A 24,538-nucleotide genomic window follows, 5' to 3' on the forward strand; every position below is an offset into this window, starting at 1 on the left:
GTAGAACACCGCCTTTCTATTCTTTTCGTGAATGTATTTTTGTTTTTGGATATAAAAAGAGATTGCCGCCCGGCGCAAGAAAGCGCACAGGCGGCTATTTTGACGATGGAGAACCATTTTATATAGTCAGATCAGCATCCCTCCTATAGGGTAACGTCATGGTTTTTTAGTTTATCAGACAAAACCTTTAACTTGCCGCCAGATGTACCGGAACGCAGATTTTCCAGAATGGACGGCTTTGCGCTTTTGGCATAGGCCAGATGGGGCAGGTCAGATTCCGTCATTTCCATAACGCGCTCCGGCCCGCTGTCGATGTTCAGCTGAGCATTGAGGAAGGCCAGGCGCGCTTCTTTTTCGGCCAGTTCCCGTTCCTGTGCGAAGGGTTTTTTCAGCTCTCTTTTTGCATCCTCCACCTGCTGGTAGAGGTTTTCAAGCTGGTTTTTAGAGGTCTCCAGCCTTTCCGGAATATCTACCCGCAGGGCATTGTTGATACGGGTCATGTTGCCGAAGGTGTCCATACCCAACTCCACGGAATAGCTCAAATCTCCCTTGAGGGTCAGATTGAACTTTTTGTAGAAGCTGTCAAAGGAAAGGCTCATGTCAAAGCCCAGGTAGGAGCCGATCTTCGCCGGTTCTTTTCCTACAACCGTCTTACAGGCTTCCAGCAAAGCCTTTGCCGCAGGCTCCTTTTCCGTATACTCTACACCCAGCACTGTCATGGTAGGAAAGGACGGTGCTGCATGGGAACCGACCTCGGATGCACCTGTTTCGGGAGCATCTGAGGCTTCTGTCTGTGCGTCAGGGGCTTTCGGCAGGTTTTCCATATACCGTGACATGTCCTTTTCCGCGCCTGCAATCCGGCTCTTGGCGGCTTCGATGTTTTCGGGGTAGTATTTCAGTAAATTGTCCTCCAGCCGGTAATGCTGGCTTTGATGGTCAGCCCGGAGCAGGCGCAGACGCGCCACTTCAATGTCCAGGTCGATTTTCTCTTTGATGAGTGGGTTTCCGGCACAAAGCGCCTTGATTTCCGCATAAGACAGTGCGGTTTCGTCCACGTCCTCACAGGCACGGACAGGAGATTTGCTAGTCATGATCTGCGAGATAAACTTCTGCTTGTTTTCCACTGTCTGCCAGAGGTAGGCGTCGAATGTCCCTTCGGTAGCATAGCGGTAAATATAGACTTCGGGGTTTGAGTTGCCCTGCCGGACGATACGACCGGCGCGCTGCTCCAGATCAGAGGGCCTCCAGGGGCAATCGAGGTCGTGGAGGGCGATTAAGAGGTCCTGCACATTGGTTCCGGCCCCCATTTTGAAGGTGGAACCGAACAGGATGCGCACCTTACCCTGCCGTACCTTGGCGAACAGCTCCTTTTTGCGGTCCTCGGTGTTGGCGTCGTGGATAAAGGCGATTTCATCCTCCGGTATGCCTTTGGCGATCAGCTTGTCGCGGATATCGTCATAGACATTGAAACGCCCGTCCTTGTTGGGGGTAGAGAAGTCGCAGAAGGCAAGCTGGGCCAGACGGTCGGCTTTGGTTTCCTGCCATATCCGGTATATGTTTTCCGCGCAGGCATTGACCTTGCTGCTTTCATCGTCGGGCAGCATGGGGTTCATCAACCGCTGGTCAAGGCCGATTTTACGCCCGTCCGACGTTATTTTCAGCATGTTGTCCACGGTAGGGTCAACCAGGTTGGCATGGACAGCAGCGGCCCGGTCGGAAAGCTCCTTGACCATTTCCTTCTGCAATTCAGTGGGCTTGACCACCACGGTTTCATAGTTGGCCTTTGGCCTTGGCAGGTCCAGCGTATCGGCAGTTTTGACATCCGCCACTTCCTTGAACATGGCCATAAGCTCAGGCAGGTTGTGGAACTTGGAAAACCGCGTCCGCGCCCGGTAGCCGGTGCCCTCCGGGGCCAGTTCAATGGCCGTCACTGTTTCCCCGAAGGTGGACGCCCAGGCATCAAAATGGGTCAGGTTCTTTTTTACCAGCAGGTCATATTGCAGATACCGTTGGATGGTATACATTTCGACCATAGAGTTGCTGATGGGCGTACCTGTGGCGAAAATGATGCCCTTGCCGCCCGTCAACTCGTCCATGTACCGGCACTTCATAAACAGGTCGGAGGATTTCTGCGCGTCGGAGGTGGATAGTCCCGCCACGTTGCGCATTTTGGTGTATAAAAAGAGGTTTTTGAAAAAATGGCTTTCATCTATGAACAGCCGGTCAACACCCAGCTGCTCAAAGGTGACCACATCGTCCCGGCGCTTCCCCTCCAGCAGGTTTTTCAGCCGTGCTTCCAGGGATTTGCGGGTCTTTTCCAGCTGCTTGATGGAGAAGTTCTCACCACGGGAGCGCTTTAACTCATCAATGCCCTCCATGACCTCCCAAATCTGTTCCCTAAGAAGACGTTCCTGCCGCTCTACGGACATGGGGATTTTCTCAAGCTGGCTGTGGCCTATGATTACCGCGTCATAATCGCCGGTGGAGATTTTTGCGCAGAATTTCTTGCGGTTTCGCATTTCAAAATCTTTTTTCGTTGCCACAAGGATGTTGGCCGAAGGGTACAGCCGCAGAAATTCCGACGCCCACTGCTCTGTGAGGTGATTGGGTACGGCAAACAGGCTCTTCTGGCAGAGCCCCAGCCGCTTGGATTCCATAGCGGCGGCCACCATCTCATAGGTCTTGCCCGCGCCAACCTCATGGGCCAGCAGGGTGTTCCCGCCGTAGAGGATATGGGCGATGGCATTCATCTGGTGTGTCCGCAGGGTAATGTCGGGAGAAATGCCGGAAAAATTGATATGGCTGCCGTCATATTCCCGGAGCCTTGTGGAGTTGAACCGGTCGTTGTACAGTCTTACAAGGGTCTGTCTGCGCTTCGGGTCTTTCCATATCCACTCCTTGAACGCCTGCTTGATGGCTTCCTGCTTCTGCTGGGCGAGGGTGGTTTCCTTTTTGTTCAGGACGCGCTTTTCCTTGCCGTCCTCATACTTGATGTCATATACCCGCACATCGCGCAGGTTCAGCGTGTCGTCAATGATCTGGTAAGCGTTCATGCGCTCGGTGCCGTAGGTGACAGTGGCCAGGATGTTGTTGTAGGGGATGCGGTTTTTGCCCGCCACCTGCCATTCGCCGGTGTATTCAAAATAGTTGACTTTCAGATTATTGCGTAGGTTGTAGGAGGGCTGCAACAGCTCAAACATGAACTGCTGGACGTATTCCTTATCCACCCAGGTGGAACCGAGACGGACGGAAATTTCGGAAGCATCCAGGTCTTTGGGCTGGGCTTTTTCCAGCGCTTCAATATTGGGGGCAAGCTGTGGTGCAAGGTCGGGGCGCATTTCGGCTAAAGCTCTGGCAAGACGCAGCTTGCTCCGCACATCGCCGGAAAGATACTCATCGGCGGTGACAAAGGGCAGCTTATCCAGATCATAAAAGGCTTTCGGTACGCTCTCGGGCGGCTGCTCTCCTAAATCACGGAATATGATGCCCTCCAGGTCGGATATCAGCCTTTCTTTGGAGAACCCGGTCAGCTGCTGCATAAAGTCCATATCCACACAGGCGCGCTCCCCGATGGATACCGCCAGCGCCTCGCTTGCCGTATCCACCGACGTGATGACGGTTTTCTGCTTGATGGTGCGCTTGGTGAACATATCGGCCTTGCACGCAAGGTTTCCGTCCTCGTCCAGTATTTCAAGGGAACAAAGGAGAAAGTAGGCCGAATCCGCGGAAAAGGCCCGGCTGTTGGCTGTGGCGTTAATCAGTCCATACTCGGCGGTAAAGGCGTCGTACAGGCGGTTCAGTTCTGCCTGCTTCGCTTTGATCTCACTATCGCCAAACTCCTCCAATTGCAGGTCGATCAGCTCATGGACGCAATTTCTCAGTTCCACCATGCCCCGGATGCGGTCAAGTGTCGCAGCGGGAAGGTCCACGGGGTACATGCCGGAGTTTTCGCGGTAGTACACCCGGTCATCCACAACGGTGTAGCTGAAATTGCGCACATTGGGATCTGCCGGGATGGATTCGTCCAGAGTACCCTCAATGTCGTCCAGCTCCGCCTCGGTGATCTGCCCCCGGATATTCGACAGGGCCTCCCGGAGCTGCTGAGCAAGGTCGGCTCCGGGAACGGGGCGGCAGGTGGTTTCCCTGCGGTCGCCGTACATCATATCGTCGTATTCCATCGTACCCAGCTCCATTTCTGGATGCTCGGCAAAATAGCGGTTGACGGGGATGCCGTCCTCCGTCACGCCCAAATGCACCCAGTCAGGTTCTATATCCATGAGCCGGTCACGACGCTGCAAAAACAGGATGTCGGTGGTGACTTCGGTGCCGGCGTTGGCCTCGAACGCATTGTTAGGAAGCCTGACGGCACCCAAAAGCTCGGCGCGCTGTGCGATATACTTGCGTACTTCCGGGTTTTTCTTGTCCATGGTGTACCGGCTGGTGACAAAGGCCACGATACCTCCCGGGCGCACCTGGTCTAAGGTTTTTGCAAAAAAATAGTCATGGACATGGAAGTTCTGCTTGTACCTTTTATCCATGACAGGATAGTTGCCAAAGGGTACATTGCTTACGGATACGTCAAAAAAGGCGTCGGGCATGTTGGTCTGTTCATAGCCCGTCACCCGGATATCGGCATTCGGGTAAAGCTGCTTTGCGATCCGGCCCGTAATGCTGTCCAGCTCCACGCCGTACAGCCGGGCGTTTTTCATGCTCTCCGGCAGAAGTCCGAAGAAGTTGCCCACACCGCAGGCCGGCTCCAGCAGGTTGCCGGTTTTGAAGCCAAGGCGTTCCACCGTGTCATAGATGGCTTTGATGACCGTTGGAGAAGTGTAGTGGGCGTTTAAGGTGGAGGCTCTTGCCATGTCGTATTCTTCGGGCGTAAGCAACTCTTTGAGTTCGGCGTACTCCTTCTGCCAGCCGTCCCGGTCGGCGTCGAATGCCTGGGGGATACCGCCCCAGCCCACATAGCGGGATAGGGTTTCCTGTTCCTCGGGAGTTGCATGGCGACCTTCGGCTTCGATCTGTTTCAGGGTGCGGATGGCTGCAAGGTTATAGCCAAACTTTGTTTTCTGGCCGCCTTCGCCAAGATGGTCGTCGGTAATGCGGAAGTTTTTCGGCGGCAGTATGGGCTGCAGGCTCTGCTCCGGTTCCGGCTCGTCGATGTCCGGCAGCTCCTCGTTCGCAAAGTCTGTATACTCCCGCTGGGCGTAGGCAGCTTCCTCCGGCGTCAGAAAGCGTTCTTCCTCCATCAGCCGCGCAATACTGCGCTGTACCACGGGCCATGAAAGGTTTACCGGCTCCGCGCCCTCCTTGGTGACAAGGAAAGCAGGCAAATCGCCGCCGTATTCCTCCCTTAAAAAGGCGGCGGTTCCCCGCGCGCGGGGGCTGGCCTGCATATACTGGTAGACAAGTATTTTGCTGTCCAGGCTGCCGTTCCACCGGATCAGGGCTGCATCAATATCGGCCTGGATGATTTCGGGCTCGGGCGGCTCGTCCGGCAGCACTGTTGCACCTTTTGATTCAGTTGACGGCTCCGCCGAAATATATTCATCCGTAGTGTCACGGGAAGGGCGGTCATGCTCCGGTAGTTCGTTTTCAGCCGGTGCGTGCGGCTCCGTTCTGTGTGTGTCCGCTTCTTTTTCCGCACGTTCGGCAGCTTTCTGCGCAGCCGCCAGTATCGCATCAATGCGGGCGATGTCCTCGGGGGTGGGGTTTTGCAAGCGCTCCCGGATATAGGCAATTTCCTCACGGGTCAGTAAAAAATCTTTTTCAGGCTTGCGGGTATCGGAGGGAGCAGCAGAAGGCCCGGTTTCCGGCAGGGCTTTGGTTTGCTGTTGGGGTTCCGGCTGTTGTTGAGCTTCCACCTGTTGCGGGGTAGTTTCCTTTTCCTGCCCGGAACGCCCAAAAAGCTCCGGTTCCCGCTCATAAATCCCCCGCAGGACGGGCGCAATCTCTCCCCAGGCAAAGCTGTACCGGGAAATAAATCTGCTCTGCACATCAATGACAAGTCCGGCGGCCTGGGCAAAGTAGTCTGCGGTTTCTCCGGTATTCAGCGTCATTGTCTCTGCTTCCCCGGAAAGGGTGCGCGAAAGGTAGTCCACAATATCGGAATTGGACGCACCGTCCTGAAACAGCCTTGCCAGCGCATCCCCGTCAGGTCCAGCCAGCAGGCCGTTCTCCAGCACATCCCGTAAATCTTCGTGTGCATTGTCTAGGTCGGCGGTCAGATAGTCGGTAAATGGTTTATTCTTCGGATTGCGGGCAAGGAGCTGTTCAAATCTTTCCCGGCTTTCCGCACGGAAGATGGGATACAGCAAGGACGGGTCTTGCAGGCTGACATCATAATCTCCGATGCGGTCAATGATGTAGGGCTTGTCGCTTTCCAGATACACCGTGTCCCCCACGGCATACACGCGTCCAGGAGCGGTGGCCTCCGATGATTCCTGTGCCTGCTCCGATTGCGGTTGGGACAGAACACCCGCAGCATCCGGCTCCTTATGCGGTGGTGATGGCTCCATAGAGATAGCTTGTTCTCCCGGTGTTGGTTTGGTGAGGTCTGCTTCCTGTTCTGACAGCGTTGTATCCGGTTGCAAAACGGTGTACCGCCCATCGTCCAGATATCCATCAAACCGGGAGCGGAACATTTCCACAGGCTCCTGTTCGGGTTCGCTGGGCAGAGTGTAATACACATAGTCTTTATCTACCCGGTCGATTACCAGCCGGACATGGATGTTGTCGGCGGAAAGCGCGTCAATGGCGTCTCCCGCACGGTAGGGAATATGCTGTTTGGGGCTATAAAAAACATGGGGCTGCTCTCTGGCTTCCAGAAAGCGCCCCGCCTGCACAAGCTCGGAGACACGCCGGTGGACTTTCACCCAGGGCAAATCAAGGGATACGACGGGCCTCCGCTGGGCCAGGGGGACGGTTTTTGGGTCGCCCTTGGAAAGCGTGATGCCGGTATCGCTTCCCAGCAGACCTAAATAGCCTTCGGCCCCATCCGTGCGAGGCATAAGGTACACTCCGTCGCCATAGATGTCTTTGACAAGCTGTGCGGCTTCCTTTGAGCGGGGATTTTCCGTGAACTGCCTGATGATGCGGTCATACTGCTCTGGCGTCTCCACGGCTCCCAGCAAAAGGGTGTCGATTTCCTCCTGTGAAATGCTCTCGGTGCTGGAGGGAGCAGACGGCTCCGTGCTCCGCTGGTTTTCTTCGATAACCGCCCGCTGTTCCTCCACGCCTGGCAGAATGGGCTGCGGCAGGTCGAACAGAGACAGCTGGGCATAGGGCTGGGATACCGGCTCGGAAGTCCGCCGTTGTGCGGCGGCTTCCGGCGCTGTCAGGCCGTCCAAGCCGGGAAACAGGGTGTAGGTTCCGTTTTGGTAAGCGGTGAGGTTTTCAAAACCTGTCCGTCTTGTGGCATAGTACCGGTCATCCGGATGGGTGCCGTCCAGAATGGGCTTCATGGCGGTAAGGAGCTCCGCCACCTTTGCCGGATCGTCCAGCATGGCGCGGACGGCGCGCCTGCCTTCGTCGTCCCAAATGTCATTAGAGGAAGGGTATGGCCGTTTGATATCCTCGGGCAGGTTATAATAGAAATTGGTCACATTCCGGGCCAGCATATCCTTCTCATATTCGGGAATACGGTCAAGCTCGGCGCGGGTCATATACCGCCCGTCCTGAATCAGCTTGCCGATCCGCTTCTCCGCGGCGCTCCAGGAAAGCTTGACGATATCATAGGGATTGGAAAAGCCGCCGCGCTTTAAAATAATGCCTTTTCCCGGTTCACTGTCGGCCCAGCTGTTGTCCGCACCGGATAGGGCATGGGATTGGCCGCCCTGCCCATACTCGGTTTTCAGGAAATCCGCCCGTTCCTTCGGGGTGTGATTGTGCAGGAAGTAGGATAATATCCGGTATTTTCCCGATTGGTAGGAGCCTCCCCGTAAAAGATAAGCGTCCACCTCGTCCTCGGTGATAAAGGGCATGAAGCCTATGGACGGCGGTTCGCCTGCCGGAAAAGAAAGGGGTGGAATGCCTAAATCCCGTACATCCTGCAACAGGCGCGACGGACTGTGCCACAGGCGTTTGGGCGCGTCCTGGTCAGTAGAGAGGGCCGCAATATCTTCCTCCAGCCGTTCCAGTATCAGACTGTATTCCCCAAGCTCTCCCTTGTCGAGAAGCAGTTCCTTCACTTGTGCGGCGTCGGCGGGAAAGCCGCCTGTTTTGGAACGCCAGGCTTCCGGCATTTCGCGGAAATCCCGCAGATCGTCGCGGTAAAAGAACAGCAGCCGTTCGGCAAGCTCATGATGCTCGTTGTCCACGGCCTCGTCAAATACGTCATGGGCAACATATTGACCCGCGTCAAGCAGCTCTCGAATACGGACAGCGGCCTGTTCCCAGGTGATATGCACGCTGTCGCGGGCCTGAAGAGCAGACTTGCCGCGCCCCAGGGTCAGGCCGGTTTCATCAAACCAGACGGCTATCTGCTTATCGCCAAACTGAAAGCCCTTGCTGCCCTTACGATACTCCCGCGCCAGGAATTCCGCGTTCTCGGCGGGCGTTTTATCCTTCATAAAGTAGGCGGCTATATGCAAGATACTGTTTCTCTCGTTGCCGCCGTCCCGCAGAATTGCGTCCAGCTCAACGGTTGAGAGGAAGGAGCCCATCAGTGTATCGGTCAGTGGGGGGATGGCAATGGAAGCAGATGGCCTCGGTTCACTGGACGTATTCCCAACCTGGGAATATGTTTCCGCAGCGGCTTCCGGCTCCTTTTTGGGCAAAGAAATACCGCCCGGTACAGGTGGTTCCTGCTCGGGCGGTATTTCTTCCGATGTTTCGTTTAATTGTAAATCAGTTCGTTCAAAATGGTTTCCTCGGCCTGGGCTTTCAGACTGTTCATGTGGCTCACCCAGCCCATCTGATCTGTCGTTTTGTCCGGGGGCGGGTTCTTCCCGGTTAGCTCCTTCATCAGTTGTTCCATTCTCTCGTTCGCTGTCCGGTCGATCTCCCGCAGGTGGTGATACAGCTTCTCTCCGAGAAGCAGGGAATTGTACGACATGGCCCGGTGCTGTTTCAGGAAGTTTTTCCGCATCCGTCCGTATTTGCCGATTGTCTCCTCCGTCACCGGTGAAGCCTGTTCTTCCAGAATCAGATCGGGAAGCAGATAATCTCCTGCCTGGCTGTAGGTCAGCGGACGGCTGTTGTCCGTTTCTATCTCTTTGCTCATATTGGGCGCTCCTTTCGGCGGCTTTCTGCCTTTCATATTTTTTAATAACAGCCCCGATATCCTTTAAAACCTGTTCGGACAGGTCGCTGACCGCCGTGCCCAGCGCGTAAACGGCGGCAGGAGTATTAAATTCAAAAACCTTTTGAAAATCCCCGTCCTCAAAATATTCCTCCGTGTTCAGGCCACAGCGGGATATCAGGCTGTAGGCAATGCTGACGGTCAGCGCTTCCCGGAAAGCCACTTCAAGATTAAGCTCGTCATAGTCTTCCAAAAAACTGCCTTCCGCAATGTACCCGATTTCACGGGCGTTATCGTCATAATACTCCCTTGCAAGCTGAGATGCAATGTTGTAAAGGGAAGTACCCAAATCGTTCTCCACATTGTCATAGGTTTTTGCAAGGTATTCCATGACGGGCGCATGATGTTCCTCTCGAAGCTCCCATAAAAAGGGGACGCGTGCATCCTCCCGTGCGGGCTCGGTATCCGATATGTCAAAGACATACCGCAGTGCCGGGCGGTCGCCGCTGTCATCCATAAGGGCAATCCCCTTTGCGCCGCGCCGCACCCAGCGGTTCATGGGGCTGTTCCAGGTTTCGATAGGCGCGCAGGCCGTGGCGTCGGGGCGCTGGGCGTAAATCATCAGCTGGTCGGCAAAGGAATACCGGTACAGCCTTGCCGCCGTGTCCAGAAAGCGCGTCCAATTCCTGCGCCCCTGCGTAATCTGCCGGGCCTGCTGCTCCGCCAGCTGGGAATACATCTGAAATTTCGTAGCCAAATCGTGCTACACCTCCGTTTCTTCTATCATTCATAGTCCGGAGCAAGGACAAGGGCGGCGAATTCCCGGTCAGTCATGGCTTCCAACCTGCCGATTATGCCCTGCGCCAGTTCTTTCAGTTCCGGTTCCAACAGATGAGGCAGGCTCTCCCGTATCCCGGTAAGCAGTCTGCCTCTGTCGCTTGTGTCATAGACACACATGAGATTGATTTCTTCTACGGTAAAGCCCATTATTACACCTCCCGTCCGCTGTCGCGTTTCGAAGTGCCTTTCGGTTGCTTGTCTCCTGTACGGCAGCCTTTTTGCCTTCTTCCAGCCGATTTAGAACGGAGGTCTTTTTTTCAGCTTTCGGAGCGGATTTTTCCAGTGCAGCAAACTCTTTCCGCGCCACGTCAATAAATCCGTCCAGTACGGTGGGGTGGGTATTTATCGTATAATAAATGCTTCTTTCTTTGGGTATGGAAAAGCCTTTACCCCAATCCTTGTTGTAACGGGAAAAACGCCCGTCATGCTCCAGATTCTGCAAGGTGGCAGCCAATACCCAGGCTACACGCTCCGCGCCGTATTCCGCAATAACCTTCTGTGCAGCGCTATCTAAATCATACCGGTAGAGAGCATAGTTGCTGTCTTTTATGGCTTGTTCGATTGCCTGGGCACAGGCTCCATTTATACGGTTGCTGTCCCGGTAAAGGGCAAGCTCATCCTGTTGTCTTGCATAATCTGCATCCTGTTTATAAACTGGTTGATTTTCCATTCTCATACCTCCCGTTCTCCGTCGCGCTTTGGCGCGGTTTTCTGTGTGTCGGTTCCCTGGGAAACTGCTTTTTTACCTTCCTGCAATTTCGCAAGGATGGAGGGCTTTTCCGTGCGTCCGGGCTGTTTTTGTTCGTTTTTGACCGCTCTTGCAAGGTCAAGGAGAGAAATCTGCTTCCCGGGCTTAGCCTGTTCCTCCAGTTCGGAGACGGTGGGAGCAGCGGGTTCCGGTTCCTTTGGCTTTTCATAGGTTGCAAGCTGCTGTAACAGGGCTGTAGCTTCGGGCACATCGGTTTCTTCCTCGATGGCATATTGCAGCATTTCTTTCATGCCGGAAAGCTCGCCGTTTTCAATATCCCGCGCTATGGAGCGGATATTTTCCTCTTTGTCTTCCACATCATCGCGGTAGCCGTAAGTGTCAAAATTCTCGGCAAATTTATCAAGACGGGTAGCAAGCTCCATTACAGGGTCAAGTTCCGGCTGCTTCTCATTTCCCAAAAAAGCGGGCAGTTCCTTAAAGCCGAAGCTATCCACATAATGGGAAGTGCTCCCGCCGTTTCGTTGCAGGCAAACCACATCGCTGACCGATAGGCTGTGTCCCCGAAAGTCAGCGGGATGGTGCAGGTTGAATTTCTCAAAGATGCCTTCCAGCGTATCGTCAGGCGACAGGGGCGCGACATAGACCAGCTCGTAATTGGCCCGGTCTACGGTCAGGCCGTCTTTTTTCAGCTGTTCCAGCGGTGTAAAACGGTGGAAATGCAGTTCCTCGCCGCCCTTTAACTGAAAGATACCAAAGCAGTCCCTGTCACCGTACAGCAGCCCTGCTTCCCGCGATGCTTCACTGTTTCTGGAGGCGTCTTTTAACATAGCGTACTCCCGCGATGCCTGCCATTCCCCGGCCTCAATGCCGAAAATCCCGTCATGTCCGACGATTTCGTCCCGTTCAAAAACCATGGCCTCGGTGTTGTCCGGGTACAGCATGTAAACGGTATGGTCGGCGTCATACAGCGCCAACGCCCGGTCTTTCAGCAGCGGAAGCATGGAGGGGTCGGTGTAGCCGTACAGGTCGCGCTCGGACAGCTCGATAGCGGGGTCGGGCAAGAAATCGTCTGTTTCCGGTTCGACGGGCGCATCCTGCTCCTGATGCGGTGCTGCCTGTTCTGGTGTGCCGGCAACGGGCGGTACGGAGAAAACCGGTGCATCCTGCGTAGCAGACACACTCATTTCGGTGGTACGAGCGGTTTCCTCGATTTGAGCCTTCACATCATCCGGCATATCCTTGTCATAGAACGTCACACTGCGGTCAGTGGCAATATGCGCCACGGTGACGTAATCGCCGTCCTTTTCCTCCAAACGGTTCCAGACGGTCAGGCCGTTCCCCATATGACCGTAGCCCAATTCATACTGCTTTTCAGGCTTTGGTGTGTATGACGGTGCGGGGCCGGTGACGATATACTCCACGCCGCTGATTTCCTCAATATGCTGGTTGGGCTTTAATTCGGGCTCTACCGCGGGTGAAGGCTCCTGGCCTGAAACAGGAGCATCCGGCACAGGCAACGGCTCCGGCGCGGTCTCGTCCTGCTCTTTGGGTGTAAGATCAATCCCTCGCTCCTTGGCAAGCATACGGAAATTTTCATCAATGCTGTCAATAAGCTCCGCCGCCGTTTTGCGGATAATGTCCAGCGAAGCGTTCAATTCCTTTAATTCACGGGTTTTACTCCATTCGGCTAGATACCCGAAGCTGTTGGCGGCGGTTTCAATGCCGTAATACTGGCACACGGCATAGGAAACGCTTTCGGCCTCTACTTCCTCGGTGCGCCGGTCTTTTGGCTTTGCTGTCTCGTCCTCCTGCTGCAAACGCTCCAAATCGTGGAGCCTGGCATGGGCGATCTCGTGGATTATTGCCGAAACGGTCTGGATTTCACTCATTCCGGTACGGATGGCGATACTGTCTCCCATGCGGCAGATGCCGTCCGTGCCGGGTTCCAGTGGTTCAAACCGGATGGGCAGCGGAGATACGGCCCTAAGAGCGTCCAGAAAAAGCGCATAGTGCTTCACGTCGCCGGTCAAATCCTCCACCAGGCTTGGCAGAGGTTTTCCGTCTGTCTGTGATACGTCGAATACGGGAATGACCTTAAAGCGCGCAATGCGCACCTCCACTTCCTCCGTGACGGGCAATCCGTCTGCGCCGAGTATGGGACGGCGGGTATCCGGGTCAAGCTTCTGCTGTTCTTTTGTAACGGTAAAGGGCGTGGGAGCAAGGATTTTGATGCCCGTTTCGCCGCGTTTGACATACCTGCCGAATTTGGATTGCCATGCCTGGTATCCTGCCACCAGCGTGGCGTCGGGCTTCTGCATATAAATGAGCAGGGTGTTCCGGGTGCTGTAGCGGTGGAACCGGGACATGGTTTGCAGGTAGGACAAATATTTTTCACCGATAAACAGGTCTTTAACGCCCTGTTCTAGTCGGTCGGTGATTTCCTTCACCTGATTTTTTGTGCTGTTGGCCTTATCAGCCATTGTGTGCCTCCTTTCTCACATGGAAAAGAACCGGATTAACGCTCCGGCTTTCTGTGTTTAGGTTCTTTCGGTGTGGGATTGACCCGCGCGGCGGTTTTCTTTGCGGCATCCAGTTTCCCAAGCACGGATTGCTTTCCCTCCGCCTTTTGAAGCGCCGACAGCTTTTCCGCCGCCCACTCCGGCATACGGTCGGGCCGGATCACGCCGGCTATGTAATACCGTTCCCAACGCATCGCTTTGCCGGTGAACAGGTTCGTGCAGAAAACAGCAGTGCCCCGTGCATCCGGATCGCAGCCGTTGCCGCCCGTGGCAAGCAGCAGTTGATGGTCGGCAGTGCGCGCTGCGGGTGTGAGTTTTCCCGGGGCAATGACGATAAGCCGGTTTTCGTAATTCCATCCCCGGCTGCCCGATATGCAATCATCGGCGGTCAAGGGAATATTGGAAACACCGCGCAGGGCACGTTCCTTTTCAATAAGCTCAACACGCTTTGCTGTCCGGTTTAAAAATTCTTTCATGACTTCCAGATAATCGGCGCTGACCGCAATATTGGAATATACATCCACACTGAACGGGTTATCCCAGGAGCAGTCACACACCATGAACGGCTCGGCGGCAGAAGCATCCTCAGCCAGCACCACCTCGCCGCCTGAAAGGTGGATGGCATGTTTCACTTCATAATTTTCAATCATCCGTTTTTCATCAGCCATATAAAAAGCACCTCCATTTCATCCTCAAATCCGGCTGAAAACAAATACGACAACGGCAAAGCTGAAAGCGCCGACACATAAAAAGACGGCCAGGGGCACACTCCGTTGCTTTGTCGCTTTTGCGTAAATGCAGGCAGGAAGCAAGGCAAGCAGGAGGATGGCCGCAAGGGTATTCAGCCCGAAAGCAAAACCCATGGCTGCCGTCAGCTTGATGTCGCCGCCGCCCACGCCGCTGTATTTCATGGCAAGGAATAAAAGGCAGAGCCCTGGCAGAAGGCATCCCGCGATTCGTTCATACAGGACCGGGGCAGGCAGCAAAAAATCGGATGCAAGCCCGGTCAGGAGAATGGCAATCCATGTCCAGTCGGGAATGATCCGCTTTTTCAAGTCCGTAACCGCCGCCCACAGGAGGGGGATGGCGCAAAACAGCAGCACCATTACCAGTCACCTCCCGTCACGTCGTCGGAATACATGCTGTCCATTACAGGAATGGCAAGCTGTCCGCCCGTAATCCACCGGGACAGGGTGCCGCCCGGCGTATGTACATCGGTGACAAGAAGTTGTACGGTGTAGTCCTTGTCGTCGGGGAACCAGATGGGGACATACTGCTTCCGGTACTTAAAGGGAGATGCGGGATTCTCCTTGAAAACAAACAGGCCGTCTTCTTTTACTAAAGGAATGGCGGTATTATAGCGGTATTCCGGCAGATATACCTCTGCCGTCTGCGGGGCAGTAATCAGCTCCGGCCTGTCGTAGTTGGTGCTGACGGAGGCGATGACCTTGATGGAATAGCCATAGCCGGACTTGAGATATCCTTTGCCTTTTGTGGCATAATCCAGTTCTGCGCTTACCTTTAGCTCGGCATAATACTCATGCCATACAAATTTGCCGTTTTCATACCGCTGTTCCCACCATGTCACCCTGGGCTGTTCCTTCCTCTGCGGCGGGTCGGGCAGCGTCCGGCTTTCCTCCGGCTCGTCATAGGTGACATTTTTGATGACGGCCTTTTGGGTGTAGGTATTATTGGCAAAAGATGTTTCATTATTTAAATTCCGGTCAGGATTGATGGTGGCAATCAGGGTGATGTACTTATCGGCCTGGACATTGGGCGTATCCCATCTGACCGAGACGACGTTCCAGGTGTTTTGCTCCATAACCATGGCATCGACACGCTTTTTAAGTGAAAGCTCCGGGATTTCAAACAGGACGGAAACCTTTTGTCCGGGCGTAAAGTCCTTGCTTCCTTTGTTGGACACCTTGATGGTGCTGATGACTGTCTGGTTTTTCTTGTATTGGTCGGGTGTTATCCGTTGCACATCCAGGTCATAGGGACGTTCCATCACCGGAATTTCAGCATCGGACGTGTTGTTGCTTAAGGTTGTATCCGTATATTCCTGCGGTGGTGAAATAGCTGACCTGAGTTTGATGGTTGTTCCCTTCTCTCCGGCTTTTCCTTTGACAACAAAAGTCTTTGTTTCATGTGCTTCAAAGCTTGCTGTTGAGGTTACTTCCTTAACTGCCGTATTATCAACCGTAGTACTTAGGTTTGCTCCTGTCACCGCTTTGTCGGTATCATTGGTAAAGTAAACTGTAAAGCTGTATTCCTCCTGTTCGTAGATCGTTGGTGGAGAAGATATGTTAACCCATAAATCGCACAGCTTTCCTTTTGGTACATCAGGATTAACCGGTGGCTTATCCGGGTTTACAGGAGGTTTGTCCGGATTTACCGGCGGTTTGTCGGGGTTCACCGGGGGCTTATCAGGCTCTTTGGGCGGTTTATCCGGTTTATCCGGTGGATTATCAGGATTTGTCGGCTTGTTAGGTGTTCTCTCAATAACGGTGATCTTTGAAGTTGCGGTGTTATTGCTTGGATTCTCATCTATAAAGCCCTCCGGGACACCGATATTTGCCCAAAGCCTGTACACTTCGCCCTTGTTCCCTGCCTTGTCTGTGATTGTAAATGATTTTGTTTCCTGGGGTTTGAAGCTGCAGGTCTTCGGAATTTGTTCCAAAGCAGAATCGTTATTCGTCCCCTGTAACATCACGTTTGTAAGCTCCTTATCGGAACTGTTCGTGAAGCTGACTGTAAAGCTGTAAGTCTCATGCTCATATACAGTCGGTGGTGCAAGAATGCTTGCAGACAGGTTACACATCTTTTTCGGCTCAGGTTTGTCATCAGGAGGGACAGGATTATCCGGATTGTCCTTCGGTCCCGGTGGATTCGTCGGCTTCGGAGCAGGCTTGTCAATCACTCTGATGTCTGCCATGGCTGTATTGTTGGAAAGGTTGGCGTCGATAAAACCATCCGGTACGCCGATATTTGCCCACAAGTGTATCACATCGGCTTTAGTGTCGGCTGTGCGCTTTATGGTGTAGGTCTTGCTCTCATTGGGTGAAAAATCCTGTATAGCAGGGATTTCCTTGATCAAAACGCTGTCTACCGTGCCTTTGAGGGATACGTCATAGGCCGGACTTTTCCCGCTGTTCATGTAAATCACGGTAAAGGAATAGCTATCCCCCCGGTATACCGTAGCAGGGGCGCGGATGGCAACCGACAGGTCGTTTCCGTCACAGGCCTTGAACTTGAAATAGAAGTTTGTCATCGGAATTTTGTAATTGATTTTTTGTATAATACTGGTCTGGGTTTTGCTTTCTCCATCGGTATATTCGGTGCTTTCCGGCGTGTAATTCCATTCAAGGCCGCAATAGATGAAGTTTCGGGACAAGGGAATATCATCTTTCGCAAAAGTAACGGATGTGGTTTGATAGGGATAGAGCAGTATCGGTACTCCTTTGTCCTGAGCGGTGAGCGTACCGTAAACCTCTTTCTTGCTCTCGTCGCACCAGGTCGCGTCTATATCTATTTTTACCGGGGCTTGATAGGACAGCGCTGTATTCCGCATGGTTTCAAAGGCAACCAGTGCTTTTTTCGTCCATCCGTAATGGGTGGTCAGTGCTTCAAAATCCGTGTTTGTATCATAGATACCGTAAACTTCGCCTGTTGAGATATTGTGAATTTTCACCACGAGGCTTCCTTTTAAGGTATAGGTGCCGCCGTCCTGTCTGCCGATCCAGGCGGCAATGCGTTCCTGCTCATAATCGGCTACGGTATTGGCGTTTACAAGGTCGATGCGCTGGGGCTCCGGGAAGGACTTTAAAAGCGTATCGCCTTCATAAATCCTGGTCACGTTCATGCCGATGGTGCGGTATCGGGTGTCGTAGGTTGCCCGAACCTGAAACACCACGTTGACCGTAACCGTCATGATAGCCCCCTGGTCGGTTTTTGCCGTAATGGTATAGGGGCCGCATTTTTCCTTGCTTTCCACCGCCAGGGTATAATCGGGCGGTATCATCCGGCCCCCGCCGCCGTATTCCAGTTTTATTTCCGTCAGCGCTCCGGTGGACGCCGTGACGCTGATGGGGATTTCAGCCGGGAACTGCTCCACGGCCACCACACCGCTTTCATTGGTCAGGCTGTCTATGGGGGAAGCCACATGGATTTGTATATCGCTGTCTGACGCGGCAAACGCCTTGGTGGAAAAGAGCAGGCAGCAGACAAACATCAGCGGCAGGACTAACAAATATTTTCGTTTCATTCGGAACCTCCTTCCGTAATTCGCGTGTTGACGCTGGATATGCTAAAGGGAAACCGCACTTCTCCGGTCAGGAAGCTGAAAATGCTGCGGGTTCTAAGCTCCCCGTCCAGCGTCAGCCGGGGCGGGCTTTCCGTCGCATGGATGCTTTGAATTTCAAGCCGGTAGTTCCATTCCTCACCGGCATATTTGTTCATCTCCGAATCCAGCCCCATGCTTTCATGCAGGTACTCATACAGCTTTTCTTCTGCGGCCTCCGTATCCAGCAGGGCATAGCCGTCCCTGCGGTATTCGTCGCGCATGGCGTACTCCACGGAGCTGTTTACACCCCGCTGGAGCACATATTCCACCTGCTGGTACAGGCTTTCCATGCGGAAATATTCGATTAAAATGGCCGATAACGTAAGAATAAAAAAGACGAGAATAAGAATGAACACAAAGGCGTCACCCCTGCAGTTTTTCAGTATCCCTTTGATTTTTCCCATGGCATTAACCTCCTTTCCGGTGTGCTCACTCTGCGAGCTTCCAATATTTTTCCGACATTCCGGTAATACTGACTTTCATGGGAATCCGTATTTCTACGGGTGGTGCAAAGCTTGGCGTGAAAATGGTAAAGGGATAGCTGTAGGTCATGGTGACGGTAAAGGTATCCCGCAGCTGGATTTTCTGATCCTCACAATATGATACATTTTCAACGGTCATTTCCGGCGATAGGTCGGTCTGCTGCTTGAGCCTGTAAAACACGTCATAGGCCCGGTCGGAAACCTGCCCCTCCAGTTCTACCACACGGACAACGCGGCGGCAGACATGGTTCAGGTTTAGATATGTGGTAAAAACGCTTAAAAAGCTCATGACCGTAACCATGAGCGATAGCACTACAAGAGTTTTTATGATTAAATCGAAGTAGCTGCTGCCTTTCTTATCGGAAAGCAGCTTTTGAAAGGACAACGGGGGAGAAAATCTCCCCCGTATGCCCCGGTGCCTGCTGTTCATTGGCCTTGCACCTCCTGTTTCTGTAAATTTGCCTTTGAAACGCTCATCAGCTGAGCAGACCGGTGATTTTGGTTACGATATTGTTCCAGATTGTGGTGATAGAGCTTTGATACAGGGTCATGAATACAGCGCCTACCACTACAACAACCAGCACCACAATGAGCCAGCCGGTCATCTGGTCGCCGCTGGGGTTCATTAGTGTGTTCCCAGCCTTCACAGCCATCATCTGGATTTTGTTTTTCATTGTCTTAAACATAGTACATACCTCCGTAAATATATATTTTTGATTAAAGAAGTGGAGAGAACTGTGTGCCCCCTCCCGAACCGGCAAGTATTAAGCCGTCCGCTATTTCAGCAGATTGGTGATCTTGGCAACGATATTATTCCAGATTGTGGTGATAGAGCTCTGATAAAGCGTCATGAACACCGCACCCACCACTACAACGGCACTACAATGAGCCAACCGGTCATCTGGTCACCGCTCGGATTCATCAGTGTGTTCCTGGCCTTCACAGCCACCGTCTGGATTTTGTTTTTCATAGTCTTGAACATAGTACATACCTCCATTTAATTTGTTTTTTGATTTTGAGTAAGGAAAAGGAGGGAACTGTGTGCTCCCTCCCGAACAAGGATTAAGCCGTCTGCTAGTTCAGCAAGCCGGTGATTTTGGAAACAATACTGTTCCAAATCTGTGTGATGGAGCTTTGGTAGAGCGTCATAAACACCGCACCCACAACTACAACAATCAGTACAACGATGAGCCAGCCGGTCATCTGATCGCCGTTCTGGTTCATCAATGCATTCTGGGCCTTCATGGCCGCCATCTGGATTTTGTTTTTCATTGTCTTAAACATAGTACATACCTCCGTAAATTTGATTTTGAATAAAAGAAAAAGGGAAGCTGCTGCTTCCCATGACATTGTGCCGTTAAGCCAGGCTTAGCCTAACAAGCCGGTGATTTTGGAAACAATGCTGTTCCAGATTGTGGTGATTGAACCCTGGTACAGGGTCATGAACACCGCACCTACTACCACGACAACCAGTACCACGATGAGCCAGCCGGTCATCTGATCGCCGCTGGGATTCATCAGTGCGGTTTTCGCTCTCCAAAGAGCGTTTGACATGTATTTTCTCATGGAAATCGTCCTCCTTTCTGCTGGATTTTTCATTACAGTTTTGATGCTTTGCATGGGTCATACCTCCTAAGATTGTATTTGAAAAGGGGCATTGCCCCGTTTTCACGGATTAGAAAAGGCCCCCCATGGAACGGATCAGGTGGGAGCCAATGACATAAAGCAGGCTTACAATGGTGATAGCTACAAGGGGGATACTGGCAATTTTCACTCTGCGGGGCAGGGTATCCAGTTTCTTTTTCATTGCTTCTTTGGCCTTGATGTCCATATCCCGTGCCAGGTAGGAAAGCGCCTCCCCCTGATGTTCCCCCCGGTACAGGCCGATCAGGGCGTTGACCAGAAAAGAAACGTCGGTGATGCCAAGGCGTTCGTTGAAGCTGCGCAGGGCGGTTTCAATGTCCTTTGCCTTCATTTCCATGACAAGGATCGCCACGTCCTCCTGGAAAGCGTCGCTTGCCACCTTGAGATAATCCTCGAAAATCTGGATTAAATCCACCTGCACCACCAGGCGGCTGCCGTCGTGCCGGTTGTCCTCCAGCCGGTACAGGATGGAGCGCACAAAGCCCGGCAGTTCCATTTCAATGCGCTTCTTTTTCTCTTTCATCCGGTCTTTGAGGTCGGTCATAAAATGGCGGTAGACAAGCAGCGCAAGGAGCAGGATGAGGGGTGCCAGCTTAACCGCTCTGAGGAATATAAACAGCAGCGCAAGGGGCAGGGTGAAAGACGCGCATACAATGGCTCTGGCATAATATTCTTTCGGAGTCAGCTCCAGACCGCCCCGCCGCAGTATGGAGGCCATCCTCGCTTCTTTGACGGGATTGAGAGGAACAAACCGGGAAACCGGTCTTGCAAGGGGCATGATGAAGCGGTTTAACAGCCGATTGCCCATCGCTTCCTTTTCGGCCTGTACATTTTTGATGTTCTTTTTCATGCTCAGTTTCGGGATTTTTAAAAGCTGCCTGCAAATCAGAATTCCTGCCGCAGTCAGTAGAATAAATACAATGATTTGGTAAAACAACGGCATCCCTCCTTATCGGTTGTTCGGTAATGTGGCCTTCATGACATAGAAGGCGGTGGCGAGGGCGGTCAGCAGCATGAGGACAATCAGCAGCCGGCCCACCATGGTTTGGGTCAGCAGGTAAAACCACTCGGCGTTGGCGAATTTCATCATAGGGATAATAGAGATCATCAGGCCCACCGTCATCAGGTAGTCCCGCCATACTCGAACCATCATGCCGTCGCTCTCGACCTGCATGGATTTTGCATCATTCATGGCCCGGATGATAGGAAACAGGGCGAATTTCAAGCGGCGGTCATGATAGCAGAGAATCAGGGTCTTTACCCATTCGCTAAAGTAGCGGTTCTTGATTTTTGCCGCCAGCCGGTACAGGCCATGCTCCACGTTGGGATTGACCAGCCTGATCTCCGTAATGAATTCATCAAAGGGTGTGGGAACCCTCAAATGCACCGGCACATACCGGTTCTTTTCCTCCACATAGGCTTCCACCGCCTTGATGATGTCGTCACAGCCTGCGTAGGCGTTGGTAATGATGCTCATGGTGTTCTCTAACCCTTCGATTTCCTCCCTGGCCGCCGCCGAGCTTTTCACCGTCAGGTAAAAGTACGGGGCCGGCAGCACACAGACAGCCATCACCCCCGCAAGCCCCGCGCTGCCAAACAGCAGCACTCCTGTCAGGAAGCCCCCAGCCATGGAGGCAAACACCATGGCAAGGAATTTCTTTGCCGTACAACGGGTCTGCCGGAACAGCGTCGAAAAGTGAAGGCCTATCCGTTCGGTGAATTTCAGTTTTGTCCCTGTCAAAACCATGCGGCGCTTTTTCAAAGGGTTCTGCTCCATGATAAAGGGATTCAGCTTCAGCAGGAGAAACAAGGCAAGGCTGATGAGGGCAAACACAGCCATAAGGGTGATAGGAATCGGGTTCATGCTACGCCTCCTTCTGAAAAACGGCGGATTTCACTTTGCGGTACGCCGCCCACCAAAAGACGTTCGGCAAGGGCCGGGGAGAGATTGCCCACGCGCCGGTGGCTGCCGATAACCTTTGTAATCCTGCCTTCCTTGTCTCTCTCGTAGTGGTCAACTACATATTTGTATAGGGTGTTGCCTGTGACTTCGCCGTTTTTGACGCCGGTGGCTTCAAATATCTCCATGTATTTTCTGGACTTGTCGGGAAGCTGCATCTTAAACAGCATGATCGGAAAGGCTTCCACAATGTTTTTCAGGAGACGTTCTTCGGAAAGTGAAGTCCCGGCCTCCAAGCACATGGTCAGGATACGGTCATATGCCGCCCGTGCACCGTTGGCGTGGAGGGTGCTGACAATGATATGTCCGGTACGTCCGGCCTCCTGTACCGTGAGGGCTTCCTTGCCGCGCATTTCGGCAGGGACGAGGACTTGGGGATGCAGCCGCAGGGACAGCTTTAACAAGTCCAGCATGGTGACGGGATTGGGTTCCTCCTTGGTGAGCAGGTGAATCACATCGTTTAGCATCACGCCGTTTTCATCATATTGGGCTAAAGACAGCTCACGGGTATCCTCAATGGTGACAATGCGCCTTTCATAGGGTACACAGCTCAGAATATAGCCCATGTCCGCAGTCTTGCCGCTGCCGGTGGCTCCGGCAATGGCAACGGAAACGCCGTTGTTGACGCACAGGGTCAGAAAGTCCAGTTCCTCGGCGGTGGCCGTATCCCAGCCGATAAGGTTTTCCCGCGTAATATAGGATGGCTTTTGCTTTCGGACGGAGGCAATGGCCCCGGCGTCGGGGTCAACGCAGGGCATGATTGCCCCGGACATGCGGATGCCTTTGGCAATGAAGCTGTCCCCGATGGGCTTGGAGCCGTCCAGAATGACATTCCCGAACCGGCTCATTTTCCGCACGATATTGGCGCAGGCTTCCGGGTTTTCAAAGGTTTCGTTCAGGCGCACCTTTCTATCCTTATACAGCACCCATACGCCTCCGGAGCCGTTGACATTGATTTCCTCCGTCTCGCTGTCCTGCAAGTACGGGGACAACAGGCCCATACCAGCCATATCAAAATAGATGGCGTCTGTCAACTCGGAGATATTGCGCACATCCCGAGCTACCAGCTGTTCGCTGTTGAGATAGCGCATGATAAGGTCTTTCAGCTTTCCTTCAGCCTCCTCCGAATACAGCACCTCCGCCAGCTCCGCAGAGTGGTTTTTAGCAATCAGCCGCTGGAGCCTGTCGAGGATTTCGCCGTAATCCCTGGCCGGGACGCTTTCCCCTGTGTCGGAGCGCCGCTTGTTGGCCCGGTAAATCAGGTCATTAACTGAAAATCTGCCGTTCATGGCTTCCCGCCTCCAATCCTGCCTGCAATTTGTTCCAGCACCTTTCCGTAACGCTTGCAGGAACGGTCACGGAAGAAATACAGGGGCGTCCCAGCGTTCTCCAGCTCCGCGGCCCGCCGGATATGGGGCAGCTCGTAAGCAAAGGCCAGCCCCGTCATATGGCGGTAGGTCTTTTCGTCAAATTCACCGTTGGGGGATAGCAGGATATGGGTCTGCTTTTCTCCAAGGTGCAGCTCCCGTATAAAATCAGAGACGGCTATATACCACATCTGTGCAGCAATGGACGGCCTGTGCAGGGTAAAAACGGTGTCGGCAAGCCACAAGCCCACACCGGAAACCGGATTGTTGACTTCCGCGCTTGTGTCCACGATCAGGGCATCAAACACAAGGGAAGCGGCATCAAGCATTCTCTCTGCATCCTCCAGAGTCACGGTGTCGCAAAGCAGGCCGGAATACCGGGTGGGTACGGACAGGAAAAACAGATTTTTGCTTTCTCCACAGGCGGTGAACATTTCCCCGATGTTAGGATTCTCCGCGCCCAGCGCTTCAAACAGGCCTTTCTTCGGTGGAACCGTCTGACCGAAAAAGGTCTGAAGCTCTCCATAGGTGAGATTGGAGGAAATGAGCCCCACCAGCACGTCCCGTTTTGACAGGGCGCAGGCCAGGTTCACGGCAAAGGTGGTTTTCCCGCTGTGCTTGCCTCCCCAAACGGCAATGGTTTTACTGCCCATGGCTCACACCCCGTTTCTCAAAGATTAAATGCAGCTTGCCGGTGTATTCCGCCTGAATGAGCTTTTCCGCCTGGGCTTCGGTGACAATGAGGGTCACGGCCCTGGCCACCGGATCGCTGTTTGCCGATTGGCTGTCCTTTTGCTGCTCCCGCATCTTTGCGGTGTCCTGTGTCCTGGCGTTCTCGACACTGTAGGTTTCCAGCCCTTTCAGCTCAGGGTAAACAATGACCTGGGGTGCGGAAGCCTTCCCATCGGACGCTTTTTCCATAAACACAGCTACCGTCACAATGTCGCCGGCCCGAAGATGAGAGGAAAGCCCCGCCGCGATGCTCGAAACACTGACGGTAACAAGGCGCTGGTTGTTTTTTGCGATGCGGTCAAGCTGTTCGTTGGCAAGATAGCTGCCCAGCTTCTGCGGGAAGAAATAGTCCCCCTTGGCAATGGCGGTCTGCGCCACCTTGCCCACAATCTGCGCCGGGTCGTTCAGTATGCCCTCCAGCAGGCCGAAGCTGCCCACTTCCACGGATACAAGGTGCTGCTTGGTAAGCTCCGTTCCGGCAGGAATGTCCTGGGCCGCCCGCAGCACCGTTACCGTCGCGCTTTTATCCCCATATAAGCGCGGCAGGAGAAAAAAAGAAATGCCCGCCGCCAGTACAAGGCAGAGGGCGCTTAAAAAGATTCGGTTTTTTAATAGTTTCAAGCTGTATGCTTCCTCCTTCCAAATGATCGCGGAACATGCCGTTTACCAAGAGTATATAAACGACACGTTCCGGCAGGGCAA

Annotated in this window: 18 protein-coding genes; all 18 read right to left on the bottom strand. The window is 53.4% G+C overall.

Going from position 1 to position 24,538, the window contains the following annotated elements:
• Positions 1–143: 143 nt before the first annotated feature.
• Complete coding sequence (locus K364_RS25850; protein ID WP_242841756.1) at positions 144–8,663, bottom strand: SNF2-related protein; 8,520 nt, start codon at positions 8,661–8,663, stop codon at positions 144–146.
• 173 nt (positions 8,664–8,836) lie between these two features.
• Complete coding sequence (locus K364_RS26435) at positions 8,837–9,259, bottom strand: TnpV protein (RefSeq protein ID WP_330392584.1); 423 nt, start codon at positions 9,257–9,259, stop codon at positions 8,837–8,839.
• Positions 9,260–10,024: 765 nt separating this feature from the next.
• Positions 10,025–10,228 (bottom strand): transposon-transfer assisting family protein, encoded by a 204-nt coding sequence (locus K364_RS0119245; protein WP_028309366.1) that lies wholly within the window; start codon positions 10,226–10,228, stop codon positions 10,025–10,027.
• Complete coding sequence (locus tag K364_RS24865) at positions 10,185–10,751, bottom strand: DUF3849 domain-containing protein (RefSeq protein WP_051534237.1); 567 nt, start codon at positions 10,749–10,751, stop codon at positions 10,185–10,187. The genes K364_RS0119245 and K364_RS24865 overlap by 44 nt, the downstream gene beginning before the upstream one ends.
• A gap of 2 nt (positions 10,752–10,753) precedes the next feature.
• Entirely contained in the window at positions 10,754–13,270 is a 2,517-nt protein-coding gene (locus K364_RS25855; protein ID WP_051534238.1) for a YodL domain-containing protein, read from the bottom strand.
• A 35-nt stretch (positions 13,271–13,305) separates the two neighbouring features.
• Positions 13,306–13,977, bottom strand: coding sequence for a hypothetical protein (locus K364_RS24875; RefSeq protein WP_051534239.1), 672 nt, complete (start codon positions 13,975–13,977; stop codon positions 13,306–13,308).
• A gap of 24 nt (positions 13,978–14,001) precedes the next feature.
• A complete protein-coding gene (locus tag K364_RS0119265) occupies positions 14,002–14,415 on the bottom strand; it encodes a prepilin peptidase (RefSeq protein WP_242841749.1) in 414 nt (137 codons plus the stop codon).
• Entirely contained in the window at positions 14,415–17,573 is a 3,159-nt protein-coding gene (locus K364_RS0119270; RefSeq protein WP_028309368.1) for a DUF8195 domain-containing protein, read from the bottom strand. Before K364_RS0119270 ends, K364_RS0119265 begins: the two co-directional genes overlap by 1 nt.
• Complete coding sequence (locus K364_RS0119275) at positions 17,570–18,055, bottom strand: hypothetical protein (RefSeq protein ID WP_028309369.1); 486 nt, start codon at positions 18,053–18,055, stop codon at positions 17,570–17,572. The genes K364_RS0119270 and K364_RS0119275 overlap by 4 nt, the downstream gene beginning before the upstream one ends.
• Positions 18,056–18,080: 25 nt before the next feature.
• On the bottom strand, positions 18,081–18,563 hold the full coding sequence (locus tag K364_RS0119280; protein WP_028309370.1) for a DUF4320 family protein: 483 nt from the start codon (positions 18,561–18,563) through the stop codon (positions 18,081–18,083).
• A 46-nt stretch (positions 18,564–18,609) separates the two neighbouring features.
• Entirely contained in the window at positions 18,610–18,819 is a 210-nt protein-coding gene (locus K364_RS0119285; protein WP_028309371.1) for a hypothetical protein, read from the bottom strand.
• Between the two features lie 388 nt (positions 18,820–19,207).
• Positions 19,208–19,417: a hypothetical protein gene (locus K364_RS0119295; RefSeq protein ID WP_028309372.1), complete on the bottom strand. Its 210-nt coding sequence runs from the start codon at positions 19,415–19,417 to the stop codon at positions 19,208–19,210.
• An 84-nt stretch (positions 19,418–19,501) separates the two neighbouring features.
• A complete protein-coding gene (locus K364_RS0119300) occupies positions 19,502–19,753 on the bottom strand; it encodes a hypothetical protein (RefSeq protein ID WP_242841750.1) in 252 nt (83 codons plus the stop codon).
• 55 nt (positions 19,754–19,808) lie between these two features.
• On the bottom strand, positions 19,809–20,714 hold the full coding sequence (locus K364_RS27410; RefSeq protein WP_242841751.1) for a hypothetical protein: 906 nt from the start codon (positions 20,712–20,714) through the stop codon (positions 19,809–19,811).
• Between the two features lie 12 nt (positions 20,715–20,726).
• Entirely contained in the window at positions 20,727–21,641 is a 915-nt protein-coding gene (locus K364_RS0119310) for a type II secretion system F family protein (RefSeq protein WP_028309375.1), read from the bottom strand.
• Complete coding sequence (locus K364_RS0119315) at positions 21,638–23,026, bottom strand: ATPase, T2SS/T4P/T4SS family (RefSeq protein ID WP_028309376.1); 1,389 nt, start codon at positions 23,024–23,026, stop codon at positions 21,638–21,640. The genes K364_RS0119310 and K364_RS0119315 overlap by 4 nt, the downstream gene beginning before the upstream one ends.
• A complete protein-coding gene (locus tag K364_RS0119320) occupies positions 23,023–23,757 on the bottom strand; it encodes a CpaE/TadZ family protein (RefSeq protein WP_028309377.1) in 735 nt (244 codons plus the stop codon). Before K364_RS0119320 ends, K364_RS0119315 begins: the two co-directional genes overlap by 4 nt.
• Positions 23,747–24,457: a Flp pilus assembly protein CpaB gene (cpaB, locus tag K364_RS0119325; RefSeq protein ID WP_028309378.1), complete on the bottom strand. Its 711-nt coding sequence runs from the start codon at positions 24,455–24,457 to the stop codon at positions 23,747–23,749. Before cpaB ends, K364_RS0119320 begins: the two co-directional genes overlap by 11 nt.
• Between the last annotated feature and the right edge of the window lie 81 nt (positions 24,458–24,538).

Origin of the sequence: Desulfitibacter alkalitolerans DSM 16504 (genome assembly GCF_000620305.1) — a bacterium.
Classification (GTDB): domain Bacteria; phylum Bacillota; class DSM-16504; order Desulfitibacterales; family Desulfitibacteraceae; genus Desulfitibacter; species Desulfitibacter alkalitolerans.